At 65.6% G+C, this 15,656-nt stretch carries 18 protein-coding genes and 1 other RNA gene; 14 read left to right on the forward strand and 5 right to left on the reverse strand.

The annotated features are described in order from the left end of the window. Positions 1-69 precede the first annotated feature (69 nt). Positions 70-1,395: a phosphoribosylamine--glycine ligase gene (locus AArcCO_RS06890; protein ID WP_259535964.1), complete on the forward strand. Its 1,326-nt coding sequence runs from the start codon at positions 70-72 to the stop codon at positions 1,393-1,395. Positions 1,396-1,495: 100 nt separating this feature from the next. Then, on the forward strand, positions 1,496-3,253 hold the full coding sequence (gene pyk, locus AArcCO_RS06895; RefSeq protein ID WP_259535966.1) for a pyruvate kinase: 1,758 nt from the start codon (positions 1,496-1,498) through the stop codon (positions 3,251-3,253). Between the two features lie 38 nt (positions 3,254-3,291). Here pyk and AArcCO_RS06900 read toward each other — a convergent pair whose 3' ends face one another. Continuing rightward, positions 3,292-3,744: a universal stress protein gene (locus tag AArcCO_RS06900; RefSeq protein ID WP_259535968.1), complete on the reverse strand. Its 453-nt coding sequence runs from the start codon at positions 3,742-3,744 to the stop codon at positions 3,292-3,294. Positions 3,745-3,871: 127 nt separating this feature from the next. On the opposite strand from AArcCO_RS06900, the gene ffs reads away from it, so the two are divergent. From ffs to AArcCO_RS06930, 6 genes are all read left to right on the forward strand, one after another. Beyond that, positions 3,872-4,184: signal recognition particle sRNA (ffs, locus tag AArcCO_RS06905), an RNA gene on the forward strand. A 92-nt stretch (positions 4,185-4,276) separates the two neighbouring features. Further along, the gene (locus AArcCO_RS06910; protein ID WP_259535970.1) at positions 4,277-4,732 is read left to right on the forward strand and encodes a DUF2240 family protein; all 456 of its coding nucleotides are present in this window, start codon (positions 4,277-4,279) and stop codon (positions 4,730-4,732) included. Next, positions 4,732-5,109 carry a DUF7993 family protein gene (locus AArcCO_RS06915; protein WP_259535972.1) on the forward strand — a complete coding sequence of 126 codons (378 nt, stop codon included), beginning with the start codon at positions 4,732-4,734 and terminating at the stop codon, positions 5,107-5,109. The genes AArcCO_RS06910 and AArcCO_RS06915 overlap by 1 nt, the downstream gene beginning before the upstream one ends. Before the next feature lie 75 nt (positions 5,110-5,184). Continuing rightward, complete coding sequence (locus AArcCO_RS06920; RefSeq protein ID WP_259535974.1) at positions 5,185-6,135, forward strand: succinylglutamate desuccinylase/aspartoacylase family protein; 951 nt, start codon at positions 5,185-5,187, stop codon at positions 6,133-6,135. 128 nt (positions 6,136-6,263) lie between these two features. Continuing rightward, complete coding sequence (locus AArcCO_RS06925) at positions 6,264-7,451, forward strand: substrate-binding domain-containing protein (protein ID WP_259535976.1); 1,188 nt, start codon at positions 6,264-6,266, stop codon at positions 7,449-7,451. Between the two features lie 101 nt (positions 7,452-7,552). Next, positions 7,553-9,172 (forward strand): ABC transporter permease, encoded by a 1,620-nt coding sequence (locus AArcCO_RS06930; RefSeq protein WP_259535977.1) that lies wholly within the window; start codon positions 7,553-7,555, stop codon positions 9,170-9,172. Here the strand turns inward: AArcCO_RS06930 and AArcCO_RS06935 are convergent, their stop codons facing one another. After that, a complete protein-coding gene (locus AArcCO_RS06935; RefSeq protein ID WP_259535979.1) occupies positions 9,173-9,397 on the reverse strand; it encodes a DUF7312 domain-containing protein in 225 nt (74 codons plus the stop codon). Between the two features lie 137 nt (positions 9,398-9,534). On the opposite strand from AArcCO_RS06935, the gene srp19 reads away from it, so the two are divergent. From srp19 to AArcCO_RS06950, 3 genes are all read left to right on the forward strand, one after another. Continuing rightward, the gene (gene srp19 / locus AArcCO_RS06940; RefSeq protein WP_259535981.1) at positions 9,535-9,816 is read left to right on the forward strand and encodes a signal recognition particle subunit SRP19; all 282 of its coding nucleotides are present in this window, start codon (positions 9,535-9,537) and stop codon (positions 9,814-9,816) included. Further along, positions 9,816-10,043 carry an H/ACA ribonucleoprotein complex subunit GAR1 gene (locus AArcCO_RS06945; RefSeq protein WP_259535984.1) on the forward strand — a complete coding sequence of 76 codons (228 nt, stop codon included), beginning with the start codon at positions 9,816-9,818 and terminating at the stop codon, positions 10,041-10,043. The genes srp19 and AArcCO_RS06945 overlap by 1 nt, the downstream gene beginning before the upstream one ends. 61 nt (positions 10,044-10,104) lie before the next feature. Beyond that, on the forward strand, positions 10,105-11,064 hold the full coding sequence (locus AArcCO_RS06950; protein WP_259535986.1) for a presenilin family intramembrane aspartyl protease PSH: 960 nt from the start codon (positions 10,105-10,107) through the stop codon (positions 11,062-11,064). Positions 11,065-11,095: 31 nt separating this feature from the next. On the opposite strand, the gene AArcCO_RS06955 is transcribed toward AArcCO_RS06950, so the two are convergent. Beyond that, positions 11,096-11,929: a hypothetical protein gene (locus AArcCO_RS06955; RefSeq protein WP_259535988.1), complete on the reverse strand. Its 834-nt coding sequence runs from the start codon at positions 11,927-11,929 to the stop codon at positions 11,096-11,098. A 113-nt stretch (positions 11,930-12,042) separates the two neighbouring features. On the opposite strand from AArcCO_RS06955, the gene AArcCO_RS06960 reads away from it, so the two are divergent. Both AArcCO_RS06960 and AArcCO_RS06965 read left to right on the forward strand, forming a co-directional pair. Further along, entirely contained in the window at positions 12,043-12,702 is a 660-nt protein-coding gene (locus tag AArcCO_RS06960) for a hypothetical protein (RefSeq protein ID WP_259535990.1), read from the forward strand. Continuing rightward, complete coding sequence (locus tag AArcCO_RS06965; RefSeq protein WP_259535992.1) at positions 12,699-13,484, forward strand: MBL fold metallo-hydrolase; 786 nt, start codon at positions 12,699-12,701, stop codon at positions 13,482-13,484. The genes AArcCO_RS06960 and AArcCO_RS06965 overlap by 4 nt, the downstream gene beginning before the upstream one ends. A 36-nt stretch (positions 13,485-13,520) precedes the next feature. Here AArcCO_RS06965 and AArcCO_RS06970 read toward each other — a convergent pair whose 3' ends face one another. After that, entirely contained in the window at positions 13,521-14,273 is a 753-nt protein-coding gene (locus AArcCO_RS06970) for a nucleotidyltransferase family protein (RefSeq protein WP_259535993.1), read from the reverse strand. Between the two features lie 53 nt (positions 14,274-14,326). After that, the gene (locus AArcCO_RS06975) at positions 14,327-14,779 is read right to left on the reverse strand and encodes a VanZ family protein (RefSeq protein WP_259535995.1); all 453 of its coding nucleotides are present in this window, start codon (positions 14,777-14,779) and stop codon (positions 14,327-14,329) included. A 107-nt stretch (positions 14,780-14,886) separates the two neighbouring features. On the opposite strand from AArcCO_RS06975, the gene AArcCO_RS06980 reads away from it, so the two are divergent. Next, on the forward strand, positions 14,887-15,630 hold the full coding sequence (locus tag AArcCO_RS06980) for an alpha/beta hydrolase (RefSeq protein ID WP_259535997.1): 744 nt from the start codon (positions 14,887-14,889) through the stop codon (positions 15,628-15,630). Positions 15,631-15,656: the final 26 nt, after the last annotated feature.

Genomic DNA, 15,656 nt, shown 5'->3' on the forward strand with positions numbered 1-15,656 from the left:
CGCGACGCGGCGAATCAGCGGCTCACTCTCGAGCGTACTTATATAGCATCTCGCACCGATGGGGGCGGCATGAACGCCTCCGACACCAAGCGGTTCCTGTTCTGTTCGCTGGACGCCGCCCTGATCACCGATCTCGCCTGGCAGATCCATCGGGAGGGGCACGACGTCAAGTACTACATTGAAGCCGAAAGCGACAAAGAGATCGGCGACGGGTTCGTTCCGAAAACCGACGATTGGCGCGCGGACGTCGAGTGGGCCGACGTCATCGTTTTCGACGACATCTGGGTCGGCTCCGAGGTGGGAACCGGACAACTCGCACAGGAACTCCGCGAGGACGGACACGCCGTCGTCGGCGGGACCCCGAACACGGATCGCCTCGAGGAGGACCGCGGCTACGCGATGGAGATCCTCGAGGATCACGGGGTGAACACGATCGACCATCGGGAGTTCTACGACTTCGAGGAGGGAATCGAATACGTCCAGAAGAACCCGGCCCCCTACGTCATCAAGCCGCTCGGGGAAGTGCAGAACGTCAAACGATTGCTGTACGTCGGGCGCGAACCCGACGGCGGTGACGTGATCGACGTCCTGCGTGCCTACAAGAAGGCGTGGGGACACCGGATGAAAGGGTTCCAGCTCCAGCGCAAGGTCGAAGGCGTCGAGATAGCCATCTGTGGGTTCTTCGACGGGGAGGAGTTCATCGACGAGGTGAACTTCAACTTCGAGCACAAGCGGCTCTTCCCGGGGAACATCGGCCCACAGACCGGCGAGATGGGGACGTCGATGTTCTGGTCTGGACAGAACCAACTGTTTGCTGAAACGTTCGAAAAACTGGAAGGCTGGCTCGCACAGGAGGGCTACGTCGGAAGCATCGACCTCAACTGCATCGTCAACGCGACCGGGATCTATCCCCTGGAGTTCACGCCGCGCTTTGGCTATCCGACGATCACGCTCCAGGAGGAGTCGATCGAGTCATCCACCGGCCAGTTCTTCTACAATCTCGCACACGGGAACGAGCCCGAACTGGAGGTCCACAGCGGCTTTCAGGTGGCGATACGGGTAGTCCTGCCGCCGTTCCCGTTCGACGACGAGAAGACCTACGACGAGAACTCCCGGAACGCAGCAGTCGTCTTCGAAACCGACAGCCGAGAGGGAATTCATCTCGAGGACACCAAGAAGGTGGACGGACAGTGGCGGGCGGCGGGGGAAAGCGGGATGCCGCTTGTCGTCACCGGTAAAGGAGAGACGATGCAGGAGGCCCGAACGCAGTGCTACGGACGCGTCGACGACATCGTGATCCCGAACCTCTACTACCGGGACGACGTCGGCGAGCGCTGGATGGACGGCGAGGGGGATCGGCTGCAGGCGTGGGGCTATCTCGGGCCGAGATCGTAGCGCCCGACTGTCGTGTCGTCTCCACTCCCTGCTCCGAGGGGATTTACTCGCGTTCGAATCCCATCGTCCCAATTTTAACGTCGGCGTCCCAATGGACAGCATGCGCAACGCCAAGATCGTCTGTACGCTCGGGCCGGCCTCCGACGATCGGAGGACGATCCGGGAGCTCGTCCGGGCGGGGATGTCGGTCGCCCGGCTCAACGCCAGCCACGGGACGACAGACCACCGGGCCGACGTCATCGACAGGATCCGGGAGGTCGACGACGCCACCGCGGAGCCGGTGGCGACCATGGTCGACCTCCAGGGACCGGAGGTCAGGACGGCGCCGCTCGAGGAACCGATCCAGCTCGAGTCGGGGTCGACCGTCCGGTTTTTCGAAGGGGAGACAGCCACGCCGGAGGAGGTCGGGCTGTCGGTGTCGATCACGGCGGCGAAAGCGGGAGACACCGTGTTGCTCGACGACGGAAAGATCGAAGCGACAGTCGAGAGAGTCGACGGGTCGGACGTGTTCGCGCACATCGACTCCGGTGGGAAGCTGGGTGGTCGCAAGGGAGTCAACGTGCCCGGCGTCGATCTCGATCTCGAACTGATCACCGAAGACGACGAGGCGGAGCTTCGACTCGCTGCCAGAAAGGACGCCGACTTCGTCGCCGCGTCGTTCGTGCGCGACCCGGAGGACGTCTACGCCGTTTCCGACTACCTCGAAGACGATTGCGGGGCCGACATCCCGGTCGTCGCGAAAATCGAACGGGCTGGCGCCGTCGACAACCTCGCGAGGATCGTCGACGCCGCCGACGGCGTGATGGTTGCCCGGGGTGATCTCGGTGTGGAGTGCCCCCTCGAGGACGTCCCGATGATCCAAAAGCGGACGATCCGGCTCGCGATCGAACGGGGGGTGCCGGTGATCACCGCTACCGAGATGCTCGACTCGATGGTCCATTCGCCCCGCCCCACCCGCGCGGAGGCGTCGGACGTGGCCAACGCGGTGTTGGACGGCACCGATGCGGTGATGCTGTCGGGGGAAACAGCGGTCGGCGACCACCCGGTCGACGTCGTGAAGACGATGGACCGGATCGTCCGCCAGGTCGAAGCCAGCGACGAGTACGCCGAGACACGCGAGAGGCGGGTTCCGGCGGCACAGCGGGAATCGCGTACGGAAGCGCTCTCCAGATCGGCCAGGTATCTCGCCCGCGACATCGGCGCCGCCGCAATCGTTGCAGTCTCGGAGTCGGGATACACGGCACGGAAGACGGCCAAGTTCCGTCCCGGGGTGCCGGTCGTGGCGACCACTCCCGACGACCGGGTTCGTCGTCAACTCGCGCTCTCGTGGGGGGTCCAGCCGAAGTACGCCGACTACGCCGAGGGGATCGAAGAGATCCTCGACAACGCGGTCGAGGCAGCCCTGTCCGCGGGCGCCGCCGAGAGCGGGGATACCGTCGTCGTCCTGTCCGGAATGATGACCGAAGTGGAGGGAACGAACACAACGAACATGCTGAAGGTACACGTCGCCGCCGAGGCCGTCGCGACGGGCAAGCGGATCGTCGGCGGCCGGGTCGCCGCGCCGGTGATTCGGACCGCAAGCGGCGACCTCTCCGGTGTCGAGGACGGAACGTTGTTGGCGCTCGATGCGGATTTCGACGGCGAGTTCGAGGGCGACGTCCGGAAGCTCGCGGGGATCGTCGACGCTCGACCGGGAATGACGGGATATCCCGCCGTCGTCGCCAGGGAACTGGGGATCCCGATGGTGTCGGGGGCGCCGCTCCCCGATCGAATCGCGGACGGGACGGTTCTCACCCTGGACGCGGAACGCGGGGTCGTCTACGAGGGTGACGTGACGGTGGATGCGAGCCGTCGGTAGGCCGCGCCATCATCTCTCCCGGCAACACCGCGGGAGAATCAGTCCTCCATCTCGGTGGGCAACACCACGACCGGCCGGTCGGCGTTCAAAAGCAGGGAGCTTCGAACGCCACCTGTTATCAGGTTCAGCCACGTTCCGGTCCCCCTGGAGGTGAACGCGATCGCGGAAGCGTCGAGTTCGTCGGCGTACTCGAGGATCACCTCCGCGACGTCGGTTCCGTAGCGGATCTCCGATTCGATCTCGAGTCCGTCTGCCCCCGCGAGCATCTCGAACCGGTCGAACGCGTCCCGTGCGTACTCCTCTCGCTGTTCGACGCTCGCGATGTCGGGCGCGCCGCCTGCTTTCTTGACGACGTAGACGACGTAGATTTCTACGTCGGTGTCGACGGTCCCGTCCGGATCGACGACCCGCGGCCTGAACGACTCGTAGGTGTTGGCCGCGTCCTCGGGGCCGGCCACCGGGATCACGACGCGATCCAGGAGCGAACTCATGTTCGGTAGTTCGAACGGCGACTATTTATAAGCACAGCCGGAACCGCCCCGTCACCCGACCGACGTCACTGCAGCCCATCGGTCGGACGCCAGACGAAAGGCCCTTATGTGACTCCGGTGTACTCCCGTATGGACTAGGCTGGGCGGTTAGGCCCCGCTCGAAACCCGTGATAGAGTCTTTAGCGGGGGCCGAAATCCGGGGGCGTCCGGTCAGACCGACGCGGGCCCCGGAAGTCGACGTGGAAGCCTCGTCCGACGGGGACAGCGGTCCGCGGTGCCCGCCCGCAGGGGCGGTCCGCCGCGGTTCATCGGCGGCACCGGGTCAGGCGCGGAAGCGAGCAGCCCACCGTCGAACGCCCGTCGCTCGTCGGGTCGCGGGGTGGAGAAGACGACCGGGACTACCCGGGTCGGAACGCCGGGCAATCTCGGGGCGTCCGCATTCATACTCCGTACTTTCAGGCCCCAATACCCGCGTCGCTCGCGGTCGATCCGTATCAATCATAACCCTGCACGTACATCGGTCCATCGTTCAATGAGTCTCGAAATCGCAGTCGCGGTCCCGTTCCGTCAGGAGGGAACCGATCGGCTGGGGGAAGGGGAGTTCGTCGTCGCCCTCTCGCTGGATCGCGACTGGTTTTCGCCCGATCAGGCCAAGCGGCTCGTCGATATCGCTCAGGGGCGCGGTCTGCTCGCGGAGGAGGAAGGGGCGCTTCGTGCCCGGTTCGATCCAGCCGACGTCGAGGTGCCGGAGGGGTTCGTCCCCGACGAGTCGATCCTCAGAGAGCAGTCCACGTTCGAACGGGTGCTCGAGTCCCTGGTCGACGCGGGAGTCGAAAAACGGGACGCCGTCGCCGCCATCAACGACCGACAGCGACGGCTCGGCGTGGCGAACGAGGCGGCTGCGATACTCGTTGCGCGCGAGCACGGGATCCAACTCGACGGCATCGCCGAGCGCGCGCGAAGCGACCTCGTGGGGGAGGAGCGCTGATGGTCGACGACCGGCTCTCCGACGGCCCGCGGATCGCAGAGCTTCTCGCCTCGGAACTCACCGGGGGAACAGGCCCGATCCGTAAGCTGGCCGTCGTCGACGCCGAGGTCGACGTCGAGCCGTCCGTCGACGGTGCGTTCGGCTACGCCGTCGAACGGACCGACGGCCGAACCGTCGCTGAGGTGTCCGTGCAGCCGGACCGTGCGTACGTGGAGTTCCGGGTCAACCCGGACGCTGTCGCCCGCACGGCTCGCGAGCGGGGCCTGCGAGTGCGTCCGAAGGCGGTCCATCCGCCTCGGACGATCGTGTTTCTGGAGGACGGAGCCCAGGTAAAGCGGGTCCTCGACGCGTTCGAGGTCGTCTCGGAACCCTCCTAGCGTGGTCGACGGCGCGTCGGTTCGGACCCCACCGAAGTTCACTGGGTACAAAAGCCGTCGGGACGACCGGCAGATATGCACACCGCCGAGACGCTGACGCTCGCCCGGCTTCCCTCCGGCGTGCCGCTTTCGACGACAATCCACACGTACGGCGACGGCGAACCCGTCGTCTACGTCCAGGCAGCCCAGCACGGCCGCGAGGTGAACGGCACCGAGGTTCTGCGCCGGCTCCACGGAACGCTTCTCGAGGCAGACCTCGACGGGACTGTCGTCGCCGTCCCGATCGCGGATCCGCTCACTTTCGACCGGGTCGCGTACGTCACGCCCGAACCCATCGATCCGGTCAACTCCAACATGAACCGTGTGTGGCCGGGCGACCCGGAGGGTACCGTTCACGAACGGATGGCCGATCGCCTGTGGGAGTACGCCGGCCGGGCCGACTACGCCGTCGACCTTCATACGGGTAGCCCGGACACGCTGATCCACACGGTGTATTACGAGGGGGAACCGTCGTGTCGGCGGCTCGCTGAGGCGTTCGGAACGGACCTCCTGCTTGCGGAGCCGGCCGGCGACGACGCCGACACGGAGTGGGACCAGCGGTCGTTCGCGGGCAAGTTCCGGGTCGCCGCCACCCGGGAGGGGATCCCGACGATCACGCCGGAACTGGCCCACAACAGACAACTGGTCGAACCCGCAATCGAGGCCGGCGTCGACGGCATCCTCGAGGTGCTCAGGGAGGTCGGGATCCTCACCGGGGAGCCGCAGCCGTGGGACGGCACCGTCGCACGAAACCATCTCGGGCGGATCCGGGCGACGGACTCGGGGCTGTTCCGCCCCGCCGACGTGGCGACGCTGGGTCGGGAAGTGTCCCCGGGCGACCGACTGGGGACACTGTACCATCCGACGACATACGAGGAACTCCAAGCGGTGAAGGCCGATCGGGAAGGAATCCTGTATTCGGTCACCCGGGAGCCGACTGTCACTGCTGGAAGTAGCCTCGTCGGCGTCGCCGAACGGGTCGAGTGAGGGGTCTCCGGGGCGGATCGTTCTCTACGAATGAGAACCGCCAACGCCTTTTTAGGGAAACCTAAACGATTTCCCTCGCGTGGGAACGAGCGGAACTCTTTTAGTTTTAGGCCGGCCTAAAACTACGTATGCGACAGCGTGAAGCTGGTGAAAGTGGCTGTACCGACGCCGAAACCGACGATATCGTCGACGAACGGCGATCGAATCTCTCCTCCAGGATTGCGGGCTGGGGGAGTCGACGGCAGTTCCTCGCGGCGGGGGCGACGGCGGTCGGAATCGGCCTGGCCGGCTGTCTCGGGGGAGACGGGGAGGCGACCTACGAACGAAACTACGACGGGCCGGGCGTCTCTCCTGAAGGAACTGACTGGGAAGAGCTGCCCGACCTCCACGGGGAACTCACCGTCTACTCCGGTCGGCGCGAGGCACAGATCGGACCCGTGCTGACGGAAATTGAGTCCTATTACGACGATCTCACGATCAACGTCCGGTACGAGGACAACGAAACCCATCTCCGTGCAATCGACGAGGAGGGAGAAAACAGCCCCGCGGACGTCCTCTACACACAGGATTCCGGGACGCTCGGAGCACTCAAAGCGCTCGGCCGGACTGTCGATCTCACCGACGACATCCTGGAGACGGTCCCCGGGAGCTGGCGGGACCCGGAGGGGACCTGGACGGGCGTCTCGGGTCGGACGCGGTGTATCGCGTACAACACGGACACATGGGACGCTGGGGATCTGCCGACGGATCTGTTTGCGTATCCAGAAGCGGACCGGTTCCACGGCGAGATGGGGTGGCGGGTCGATTCGGGCTCGTTCCTCGGCTTCGTTCGGGCGATGATGGTCGAGAACGGGGACGACAGGACCCGACAGTTCCTCGAGGACATGCTCGCGGCCGACGTCAATAATTACGAGGGGGGCTCCACGACACCAAACGCGCTGGCCGACGGCGAGGTGTCGATCGGCCTCGTGAACCACTACTACGTCGGGCGGTTGATCGCGGATCAGCCGGACGCGCCAGTGAGTATCACCTTCACCGAGGGGGACGTCGGATCGCTGTTCAACGTCTCGGGAGCAGCCGTGCTCGATTCGAGCGACGAACGGGAGCTCGGCCAGGACTTCATCCGGCATCTGCTGGGACGCCAGGGGCAGGAGTTCTTCGTGGACACGAACAAGGAGTACGCGGTGATCGACGGCGTGGACTACGTCGGTGACCTTCCGACTCTCGAGGATCTCAACCCGCCGGAGTTCGACCTCAACGAACTGGCGGACATCGAGCCGGCGGTCGACCTGCTCCGGGACGTGGGGATGCGGTGACTCGTTTCGTGGTGTCGACTATTGGCGTTTGCCTCCCGCCAGAGAGTGTCACCACGGTTAGGAACCCCTAAAAACGTCCGGAAGTAACCACAGATAACCTCATGGGTGTAACGGAAACGGAATCCGGAACGACCGGAGCCACGGACGGCGGCCCTGACGCCAGACAGGTGGGCCTTACGTTTCTCAGTGGCGCGATCGCGGCCGCAATGTTGCTTCCGGTCTCCTGGATCCTGCTCCGCGCGGCCAGCGTAAACCTCGACCGTGCAGCGGGAATCGTCTTTCGGGCCCGCACGGTCGAGATCGCTTTCAACAGTCTCCTCCTGATGGGTGTTGTGACAGGGCTGTCGGTGTTAATCGGCGTCCCGTTGGCGTATCTCACCGTTCGGACCGACCTCCCGTTCCGGCGGTTCTGGACGATCGCCGTCGCGCTTCCGCTTGCCGTTCCCAGCTATCTCGGCGCGTTCGCGTTCATCGCGGTTTTCAGTCCGCGGGGACAGCTCCAGAGCCTGCTCGAACCGTTCGGGGTCGAGGCGGTTCCCTCCATCTACGGTCTCCACGGCGCGATCCTCATCATCACGCTGTACACGTATCCGTACGTGTATCTGACTACTAGGGCAGCGCTGAAGACGTTCGACACGTCGCTCGTCGAGGCCGCACGGATGTTGAACCACGGTCGCTGGGAGACGTTCAAACGGGTGACGTTTCCACACGTCCGCCCCGCGGTTGTCGCCGGCGCGCTGCTGGTCGCGCTGTACGCCGTCTCCGACTTCGGAACGCCGGCGTTTCTCCAGGCAGAGGTGTTCACCCGGCAGATCTACCTGGAACACCGGTCGCTCGGCGGCGGCGATTACGCGGCGTTCCTCTCGCTGCAGCTCGTGGTGTTGACGGTGTTCATTCTCGCACTCGAATCCCGGATCCGAGGCGACGAGACGATGCACGGTGACACCGCCCGCGCTGGAACCCATCGGATCTCGCTGGGCCGATGGAAGTGGGTGGGCATGGCCGCCTGTGCCGCGATCGTCTTTTTCACGATCGTTCTCCCGGTCGGCGTGTTCCTGCAGTGGCTCGCGACGTCTCAGGCGGACGTTCCCGCGAGCTTCCAGTTCCAGCTCGAATACGTCGTCAACTCCGTTTCCGTGTCGCTTGCAGCGGCAGTCGTGGCGGGGCTCGCGGCGCTGCCGGTTGCGTATCTGGCGACACAGTACGACTCGCGGCTCGGGTTCCTCTTCGAACGGGCGACCTACGTCGGCTACGCGGTTCCCGGCATCGTCATCGGACTCGCCTTAGTGTTCTTCGGGGCGAACTACGGCGGGCTCCTCTACCAGTCGATCCCGATCTTAGTGTTCGCGTACGTCGTCCGGTTCATCCCCCAGTCCGTGGGTTCGACCCGGACCTCGATGCTGCAGGTCGATCCGAAGCTGGTCGAGGCGTCTCGGTCACTCGGGCGGTCGTCGACGGCCACGTTCCGGGAGGTGACGCTGCCGCTGATCGCGCCGGGGGTCGTCGCCGGCGCAGCGCTCGTGTTCCTCACCACCATGAAGGAGCTTCCGGCGACGCTTCTGTTGCGTCCGACTGGATTCGAAACGCTGGTGACCCGGATCTGGGCGGCGGAGTCGGCTGGCCTCCACGGATACGCCGCGATCCCGGCGTTGATTCTGGTTGTGGTGTCCGGACTTTCGATGGTCGTCATACTGCGGCAGGAAGGCTACACCGAAGAGTGATCACAGGATCGTCGCCAGGATCGCGCCGATCCCCATCAAGACGCCGAGAACGACGAACAGCGCGTGCTCGAGGTGTATTCCCTCCGGTTCGATCGACCGTCCTTCGCGTTTGACACCGTCGGGACCGACGTCGTCGACCTCGAACCGCCATTCGGATTCGTCGCCGTCGAGTTCGTCGTCACTCTCGAGTGTGTTGCCGTCTGCGTCTTGGGGACGGTCACTCATCGCTCACTCGTCTTTACTGGGGCGTGCGTATAGGCGTGACGACCCATCCTGGCGCGCGAGTGACGACTCCACCGGCGGTGGTCGGGAGTGATCTCCCGAGTCGAAACGGTATTACGCCCGGCCGTCGGCGTGTCCGTATGGTCGAGAACGTGCTGTGGCCCGCGTACTTCGACGCGGCGCTGTCCCGATCCGAGGGACGGCGCGTCCCGGTCGAACAGGCCCTCGAGGAACCGGCGGTCGACGAGATCGCCACTGCGGTACAGCAGATCGGATACGACGCGGTGATCGAACGCGACAAGGCCTACTCCCGGGAGTACCGTACCCGGGGTCGCGTCCTGGTCCAGGGTGCGACCGACGCCTCGAAGAACGATCTGGTGCAGGCGACGGCCGCGTACCTGAACCTGCTTCGGGAGGAGTGATGCGCCGGCTCGGCACGGTTTCACGGACTGCACAGGGGCTGGCCGTGATCCAGTGTGACGCGGACGAGCCGCCCGAGGTCGGTGCGGAGGTCGTCGACGAGTCGCTCTCCCGAGTCGGGCGGGTCGTCGACGTGTTCGGCCCGGTTTCAGCACCGTACGCCGCGGTTGCGACCGACGACCGGACCGATCTGGTCGATCTCGTCGGCGAGAAGCTGTACGTCCGGTGATCCGTGATTCCGACGGACGCGAACGGAAACCCACAAACGTCTCGACACCGAGCGATAGAATATGGTTCCCCGCGAGTATCCTGCCGTCGGCTTTGCCGTCTCGATCTTCTTCCTCGTCCAGCTCGGTGCGCTGGCGCTCGTTCCGGGCTTTTTCGAGAGCGGCTATCAGGCGGTGGAAAACCCCGACGACCCCGCTATCAGTATCCTGTATCTCGGCGTCATCCTCGTCGCGACCGCCCTCATGCTCGCGGCGTTCAAGTACAACCTCGACCGCGTCGTCCGCGGGTTCGTCCTGTTCGCTGGCGGGATGCTCGCGTGGTACGTCTTCAGCGTGCTGGTCCCACCAGTCTTCGCGCTGATCCCGGCGGTGCTGGTCGTTCTCGGACTGCTGTATCATCCGGAGTGGTACGTCATCGACGTTACCGGAATCGTGATGGGGGCCGGCGCAGCGGGGCTGTTCGGGATCAGTTTCGGACTCCTCCCGTGTATCCTCCTTTTGAGTGCGCTGGCGGTGTACGACGCGATCAGCGTCTACGGGACCGAGCACATGCTCTCGCTCGCGGAGGGGGTCATGGAGCTTCGGATCCCGGTGATCCTCGTCGTTCCGCTCTCGCTTTCCTACTCGCTTCTGGAGGACGACTTCGCCGGCCCGGAAGGCAACGGCGACGACGGGTCGGATTCGGAGGGAAGCGACGGGATGAAAGACGAGTCTCCACAGCGGGACGCGTTCTTTATCGGGCTCGGCGACGCGGTGATGCCCGCGATCATGGTCGCAAGCGCTGCGTTCTTCTCCCCGGCCCCGAACTACGAGGTCCCGATTATCGCGGTGAACCTTCCCGCGATCGGCGCGATGGTTGGAACGATCCTGGGTCTGCTCGTGTTGCTCCGGTGGGTGATGCGCGGCCGGGCCCACGCCGGCCTCCCGCTTTTGAACGGCGGCGCCATCGGCGGCTACCTGCTGGGGTCCCTCGCGGCGGGGGTCACGCTCGCCGAGGCAGTCGGCGTCGCCGGGTTCTTTTGAACTTCTGTACGGTCGACAGCCTCTGGGAGGACTACTCGCCGAGATACTCGCCGACGATCGAGGCGAGCTCCGACCGGAAGGCCCGACGGTCGACTGTCGACTCGGGATGATGGAGCCGGCGGTGATGTCGCCTGAGTGCGTCCTCGAGCAGTCGTTCGTACAGGGAATCGACTGTCACCGGTGTCCCCTGAGCTTCGAGCCGCCCCACGATCCAGTCGAGTCTCGTGTCGGTCGCGTACTCCCGGGCGAACTCTCCAGTGGGTGCGGTGATCGGCACCGGTGGCGAGTCCGACGTGCTGTCGAACTCCGGATGGAGAAGCTTCCCCCGGGGACCGCTGGTGTTCCGGATCTCGATCCCGGCTGCGTGGCCGTCGTACCAGTTCGAGTCCGGGATCCCGTCGGGTGACGGATCGAAATCACGCGGGGGGAGCTCCTTGCGGACGGCGTTGACCGGCTCCAGCCCCAGGCGCTCGAAAACTCGTTCGGCGGCATCTGGCGGGAGGAGCCCCTCGTCGGCCGACCACACCTCGACGCCCAGCACGGACGGCAGCCTATCGAAGTCGTACTCGATGGTCTGACGGTGGGTCGCGACGCCGAACAGGACCACGCGCTCTACGTCGTCGACGGCCGCAGACAGCGCCCCCCTGTCGAGACGTTCCCGGACGTGTCTCACTGCGTGTCGATACGCGCCCGGCACGTCGTCGTCCTCGAAAATCCGTTTGCCGTCCCCGAACCTGACGACGCCGGAGTGTCGCAGCTGGAACCGAAGCGGGGCGCCGTCGATCCACTCCCGGATCCACAGGTGTCCCCCCTCGAACAGCCCGTCGACGTCGTGGATGTCCGGCGTCTTTGGGTACGGTCGCATGCTCGTTTCCGACGAGCGACCGCCGGACCCATATAGCCGTCGGCACGCTCCCGGTCGGGAGGGAAAGCGCTTTACTGGCCGGGGACAGTGTCACGTCGTAGACGAACCCGAGAATGACTGATCACGGAACTCCCGCCGGCGACGAGCGGTCCGAAAGTCTGACCGACTGGTTTCGCGGCGTCCGTTCGTGGCTTTCGAGGACGGCCGATCGGTCTGCGGTCGTCGGCATCGGTCGGCGCGCGTCGAGCTCGGGCGAACGGGTCGCCGACATCGTCAAAGGTTCGTGGCTCTATCGGTGGCTCACCGCAGAACCGGAACCGGAGGTCATCGTGATCGACCTCCGGGAGACCTACACGGTCGGGCCGTTCATCCGGTTGCTCGATCTCCTCCTGGAACGTGGTGCCGAGTGGGCTGACAGTTCCCGATCCGTCTCCGGGGTGAAGATCGGGATCGAACGCACCACGGCAGCACCCCTCCGGATCGGAGGGGCGTTCGTCGCGATCCTCGCGGCAGTCGGGTTGATCGTGACGCTGCTCACGGCTGAGTCATCGACGGTGGCCGGAGTCGGCCTCGTGGGGCTGTTGCTCGTCGGCGCGCTAGCGACTCGCGACGAGCGGTCCTGGAGTGAACTGCAAGAGACGCGTCCCGTTCGGCTGCTGGCGGCGGCGTTCGAACCGCCGGAGCCGCCCGAGTCGGGATCGCAGGAGTCGACGCACCTGTCGAAACGGACCGAGACCGCGGATGCGGGCGAGGACCGGGAACAGGCCGGGTGATCGGCGTGCGAGTGACGGTTCTCGGGACCGGGGCCGCGCTCGCGACCGGCGATCGCGTCCAGACCGGCCTGCTCGTCGACATGGGCGGGTCAACGCTGCTGGTCGACTGCGGGAGCGGCGTCCTCCACCGCCTCGCGGGGATCGGCCGTGATCCCACCGAAATCGACGCTGTCCTGCTTTCCCACACCCATCTCGATCACGTCTCGGATCTCCCTGGCCTCGCGAAAGCACGATGGATGATCGATGGGTCGACGACGCCGATTATCGGTCCCCCGGGGACCGCCGCCGACGTCGCTCCGCTGTTCGAGCTCGACGGGCAGTCGGACAGGATCGACGTGTCCTGCTTCGAGATCGGAGCGGAGCCGAGGGATCGGCGCGAAATCGACGTTCCGGGGACGGAGGGTATCGATGTCTCCGTTGTGCCGACGGTTCACTCCCGCCCGGGGGTGGGGTATCGGTTCGAGGACCGGTTCGGCTTCAGCGGCGACACGGAGGCGAGTGCGAATCTGCTCGGGTTCTTCGACGGGGTCGACGTGCTCGTCCACGACTGCGCTCGACCGCCGGGTGGTGAGCCGGACAATCACCCGACACCGGAGGCGCTCGCCGAGGCGCTCGAACGCGCGGCTCCCGACATCGAGCGACTGTATTTGACGCACCTGTATCCGGACGCCGCAGCTCGCGCCGACGAAGCGAGAGAAGTCGTCGCCGAGGCCACCGACGCGACCGTCCACGTCGCCGCCGACACCGACATCGTCGTGAGTGAGCGCGACCAGACGAACTGACGGCGTCCTGCGTTCGCCCGACTGAGGTCCAGCAGGCTATCGGTCCCGGACCCGTTCGGTCGCCCGATCGAGATCCGCCGGACGGTTGACGTTCTGTCGCCAGCCGCCGAACTCCGCGAGTTCGACCGCCTCCACGCGTGCGCCGGCCGCACAGAGCACGTCGATTGCGTCGGACAGTTCGTACTCGCCGTGATCGCTCGGCCGGAGCAGCGACAGCGCCGAAAAGATCTCCGCGGGGAGCACGTAACAGCCCGCGCTGGCGAGCGTCGACGGTGGCTCCTCCGGCTTCTCGACGACGCCCTCGACGCGGACGGTACCGTCGACGTCCGGGGGAGCCACCGGTACGAACACCCCGGTCTCCCTGGCGACGTCTGGTGACAGACGTTCCGCGAGCGCTGTCACTGCGGCGTCGCTTTCGGCGTGGCGGTCGAGCAGCTCCTCGAAATCGAACTCCGGATCGAACACGTTGTCGCCGTTTACCAGCAAAAACTCCCCGTCCACGAACGGTTCCGAAAGCGACACCGCGTGGCCGAGTCCGAGACGGTCCCGCTGGTGGACGTACTGGAGATCGAGGTCCCGATAGCTGTCGCCGTACTGGGCGACGATGTCGCTGGCCCGGTAGCCGACGACGACGACGGCCTCTGTTATCCCGGCCGAGAGCAACTGGTCGAAACACCGGGTCAAGATCGGCGTACCGTCGACCGCGAGCAGCCCTTTCGGGCGCTCGCGAGTGAGCGGACGAAGTCGCGTCCCGTCCCCCGCCGCGGGAACGACAGCCTGTCGGATCATCGATCGATCCAACAGGCGGGACGGTGTTGGCCCTTTCGCTCGTAGAACGGTTGCTACTGCACTGGCGGTTTCAGCTCCGCGAGCTTCCGGATCCGATAAAACCGCACGTACTGGACGACCGCACGCCACAGGCCGACCGCGACGGCTGCACCGACGGCGTTGGTGACCATGTCCAGCGGGCTGTACGTTCGCTCGGGAACAGTCGCCTGGACGAGTTCGATCCCGATCCCGTAGCCGACTGCGATCAGGAATACGATCGACAGGATCTGCCAGTCGGGCCGGGGGGAGTCGTGGAGCGCGTACGCGAGCACCAGCGCGAGCCCGCCGTACGCCAGGAGATGCATCCACTTGCTGAACGGGAGGATCCCGAAGGGACCGGTTCTGAAGGCGTCGCCGCCCGGCATCGGAATGATGGAGAAGTAGAGAATCGTTCCCATTACGGCACCCACGAGCGCCAGCCGAACCCATCGCGGGAAAAGCGGGAGTCGGAACCGACGGGATCGCATACCTGCAGGTGGTTCGGCCCGCCAGTTAAACCACCGATCTCGGTGGCGGACGCGTCGCACTCGGTGGCGCCACAAACGGTAAGCTGTCGCCCCGCGAACTTGATCGCGTGACGTGGACACGCCGGAGCATTGCGATCGCGCTCGTCGGAGGGGTGGTCGTTCTCGCGATCGCCGGCGGGGGGCTGTACCTCGAACTCGGTCAGGGTCCGGACCGGGCGGCGCTGTCGGCAGTCCAGGACGATCCGAACGTGATCGTAACCCACACTGTCGGCGGCCACCTGGTTCACTCCGGAACCGTTTCAAACGACACGACGGGGATCGTGCTGTATCCGGGCGGATTGGTTACTCCGGAGAGTTACGTCCCGACCGCCGCAGAGATCGCCGTCAGGGACGACGTCGCAGTCGTGATCCCGAAGATGCCGTACAACCTGGCGATCCTCGACGTCGACCGCGCGGGGACCGCCCGCGACGCCGCGCCGGAGATCCGGGACTGGTACGTCGCCGGACACTCGCTGGGGGGTGTGGCGGCCTGTCGGTACGCCGTCGGGGAGCCGGACGAGGTCGAGGGGATCGTCCTGTTTGCGTCCTACTGCGATCGCGACGGTTCCGACGCGGACCTCCGGGCACTTTCGGTGTTGGCAACCGAAGACGAGGTTCTCGATCGGGAGGCCGAACGCCGGAACCGGGAGCTGTTTCCGGCGGAGGCCCGGATCGTCGAGATCGACGGGATGAATCACGCCCAGTTCGGCGCCTATGGTTCACAGCGCGGTGACGGGACGGCGAAGATCGACAACGAGGCGGCGAGAAATCAGGTGGCAATCGAAGTTGTGGTGTGGTTGGAGCAGCAGTAACTGGACGATTGACGCTCCCTTATACC

The organism is Halalkaliarchaeum sp. AArc-CO (assembly GCF_024972735.1).
GTDB lineage: Archaea > Halobacteriota > Halobacteria > Halobacteriales > Haloferacaceae > Halalkaliarchaeum.